Here is a 3,148-nt window from a genome sequence, read left to right as displayed (position 1 = left end):
GATGAGCCCTGACCGCGTCGAGGAGGAGCTGTTTGGGACTGAGGAGGACGGCAATATCCGTCCCGGCCTGCTCGAGCAGGCGCATGGCGGGACCCTGTTCCTCGACGAAATTGCCGACATGCCGCTGACGACCCAGGCCAAGATTCTGCGCGTCCTCACCGACCAGAGCTACCATAGGGTCGGCGGCCAGCGGTCCGTGAAGGTCGACGTCCGGGTGCTTTCGGCGACCGCGCGCAACCTGCAGGACGAAATCGCTGCGGGGCGATTTCGCGAGGACTTGTATTACCGGCTCAACGTCGTCCCTGTACGACTGCCGCCGCTGCGAGAGCGACGGGAGGACATTCCCGAGCTCGCCAACCATTTCCTTGCGCGCTTCGCGACCGAGCGTCGAATCCCCACCCCGAGCATTTCGGAGGAGGCGATGGCCGCGCTTCAGGCCCACGACTGGCCGGGCAATGTGCGCCAGCTCAGGAACATCATCGAGAGGACGGTAATCCTGGCGCCGGGCGAGCGCGTCTCGTGCATCGACGCCGACCTGCTGCCGCCAGAAGTGCTTGATAACCCGGGCGCGCAGGCGGGATCGACCACCGCCATGGCCATCATGGGCAGTCCGCTTCGCGAAGCCCGGGAATCGTTCGAGCGTGAATATCTGAAAATCCAGATTCGCCGGTTTTCCGGCAACATCTCCCGCACCGCGTCGTTCATCGGCATGGAGCGGTCGGCCCTGCATCGGAAGCTGAAGGCGCTGGGCATCGGCGACAAACGCGAGGGTGAAGAGGAATAGGAGCTTAAAGGTCGGTGGCCGGGCGAACTTTGAGCCTGCAGGATCATTTCCTCAACAGCGTCCGCCGCGCTCGGCTGCCGGTCACGATCTTCCTGGTGAAGGGCGTGAAGCTGCAGGGCGTGGTCACCTGGTTCGACGCGTTTTCGCTGCTTCTGCGCCGCGAAGGCACGTCGCAGCTAGTCTACAAGCATTCGATCTCGACCGTCATGCCGTCCGAGCGGCCGCCGGACTTTCAGGCGCCGAGCGCGGGCGGCGAGGGGACAGCCGGAAGGACCTCGCTTCAGGATCACTTTCTCGCCGCCGCGGTCCGCGAACGCGTCCCGATGACCATGTTCCTTGTGAATGGCGTGATGTTGCAGGGCTCGGTGACGTCCTTCGACCAGTTCTCGGTGTTGCTCGAGCGCGGCCGGCACGTCCAACTGGTCTACAAGCATGCCTTGTCGACCCTGCAGCCGGAGGAGGCGCTGGAGCTTGGGCCGGCGGAAACAGCAGACGACGCGGAGCCTGAATGACCACTTACGACGGCAATGGCGCGATCGAGGTTGCGCGCGGCGAACGCGCCGTCATGGTCGTACCCGAGCTGGCGCGCGAGCCGTCGCGACGCTCTGCCGAGGCGAGGCTGGAGGAGGCACGCGGGCTGGCCGAGGCGATCGGCATCCAGGTCGTCGCCGCGCGTGCCTTCCGGGTGAGGACCGTTCGCCCGGCGACCCTGCTCGGCAAGGGCCAGGTCGAGGAGATCGCCGGCCTGGCCAAGGAGAATGACGCCCGCCTGCTCATCGTCGATGCGGCGCTCGCGCCTATCCAACAGAAGAATCTGGAAGAAGAGGCCGGCGCCAAGGTCATCGATCGAACCGGCCTGATCCTCGAGATCTTCGGCGAGCGGGCAGTGACAGCGGAAGGCCGGCTGCAGGTCGAGCTCGCGCACCTCGACTACCAGGCAGGGCGACTGGTCCGAAGCTGGACCCACCTCGAACGGCAGCGCGGCGGGTTCGGATTCCTTGGCGGTCCGGGCGAGACCCAGATCGAGGCTGACCGGCGGTTGATCCGCGACCGCATGGCCCGCATTCGCCGCGAGCTCGACCAGGTGAAGCGAACCCGCGCACTGCACCGCGAGCGCCGCCAGCGCGCACCCTGGCCGGTGATTGCGCTTGTCGGCTATACCAATGCGGGAAAGTCCACTTTATTCAATCACCTAACGGGCGAAGCTGTGTTCGCGAAAGACCTTCTTTTCGCGACTCTCGATCCGACCATGCGCGACATCGACCTGCCCGGATTCGACAAGGCCATTCTGTCGGATACCGTCGGCTTCGTCTCAGACCTGCCGACCGAACTGATTGCGGCGTTCCGGGCAACGCTGGAGGAGGTGCGCTCGGCCGACCTTCTTGTCCATGTCCGCAACATGGCGCACCCCGATCGCGAGGCGCAGCGCGATGACGTCGAGGACGTTCTACAGTCGCTTGGCATGGCGGAGGAGGGGGCGCCGCCGCGACTCGAAGCGTGGAACAAGGTCGACCTGCTGTCGCCCGAGGAGCGGAGCCAGCTGGGCGGGGAAGCGCATCGCCGCGACGATGTTGTTCCGGTGTCGGCATTGACGGGCGAGGGACTGGACAGACTTCGCGACCTCATTGCCGGCAGGCTACGCAGCGGCGAAGAGGTGCATCATGTCCGGATTGCCGCAATCGACGGCGGCAGGATCGCCTGGCTGCACAGCCGCGGCGACGTGATCGACCAGCACGTGGAGGGCGACCAGCTCGCGCTGTCCGTTCGGCTTTCACCCGATAATTGGGCGCGGTTTCAGGCCTTGGAGTCCGCTTGAGTCGCTTTGGCAGCAACCCAGAGGCCTTCCTTCTGCGATAGCGACATGTCCGCGAATTCCGGAACCGCCTCGATCGCTCGAAAACGCCGCTCGAACTTGGTATTGGCATCGCGCAGCGCGGCTTCAGGGGCGATCTTCAGATGTCGTGCGAGGTTCACTATGGCGAACAGTAGATCGCCGATCTCTTCGGTCTGACGCTCCCGATCGCTTTCGGCGTCCAGCTCCGCGAGTTCCTCGTCGATCTTTGCACGGGGGCCAGAGGCGTCTGGCCAGTCAAACCCGACGCGCGCGGCGCGCCGCTGCAGCTTGACGGCACGCTCAAGCGCGGGAAGCGCCAGGGCCACGCCGGCCAGCGCGCTCTGGTCCTCATGCTGCCGGCGCTCATCCGCCTTCAAATTCTCCCATCCCGGACTGTGCGCCGCTTCGCCAAAGATATGCGGGTGGCGGCGCTCGAGCTTGTCACAGATGCGGTCGATGACGTCGTCGAGCGTGAACTGGCCGGCCTCGGCGGCCATTTGCGAATGGAAGACGACCTGGAGCTGCAGATC

4 protein-coding genes are annotated in these 3,148 nt (G+C 65.4%); 3 read left to right on the top strand and 1 reads right to left on the bottom strand.

Annotated features, from left to right (window positions below; translation table 11 throughout):
- From JOZ79_RS00630 to hflX, 3 genes are all read left to right on the top strand, one after another.
- Positions 1–784, top strand: a 784-nt coding sequence (locus JOZ79_RS00630; RefSeq protein WP_294069172.1) for a sigma-54 dependent transcriptional regulator, incomplete at its 5' end; no start/stop codon positions are given.
- Between the two features lie 14 nt (positions 785–798).
- Entirely contained in the window at positions 799–1,296 is a 498-nt protein-coding gene (gene hfq, locus JOZ79_RS00625; RefSeq protein WP_294069169.1) for an RNA chaperone Hfq, read from the top strand.
- Positions 1,293–2,600 carry a GTPase HflX gene (gene hflX / locus JOZ79_RS00620; protein WP_294069166.1) on the top strand — a complete coding sequence of 436 codons (1,308 nt, stop codon included), beginning with the start codon at positions 1,293–1,295 and terminating at the stop codon, positions 2,598–2,600. The genes hfq and hflX overlap by 4 nt, the downstream gene beginning before the upstream one ends.
- Here the strand turns inward: hflX and JOZ79_RS00615 are convergent.
- On the bottom strand, positions 2,579–3,148 hold a 570-nt coding region (locus JOZ79_RS00615; protein ID WP_294069163.1), incomplete at its 5' end, for a MazG family protein. The two genes, hflX and JOZ79_RS00615, sit on opposite strands and share 22 nt — an antisense overlap.

It is taken from the genome of Sphingomonas sp. (assembly GCF_019242355.1).
Classification (GTDB): Bacteria; Pseudomonadota; Alphaproteobacteria; order Sphingomonadales; family Sphingomonadaceae; genus Sphingomicrobium.
Note: the sequence above shows the minus strand (reverse complement) of the source record. Positions and strands in the feature narration are given on the sequence as shown.

Bases quoted from the DNA above. Each gene is read 5' to 3' on its own strand.
- hflX (WP_294069166.1), top strand. From the start codon at position 1,293: ATGACCACTTACGACGGCAATGGCGCGATCGAGGTTGCGCGCGGCGAA.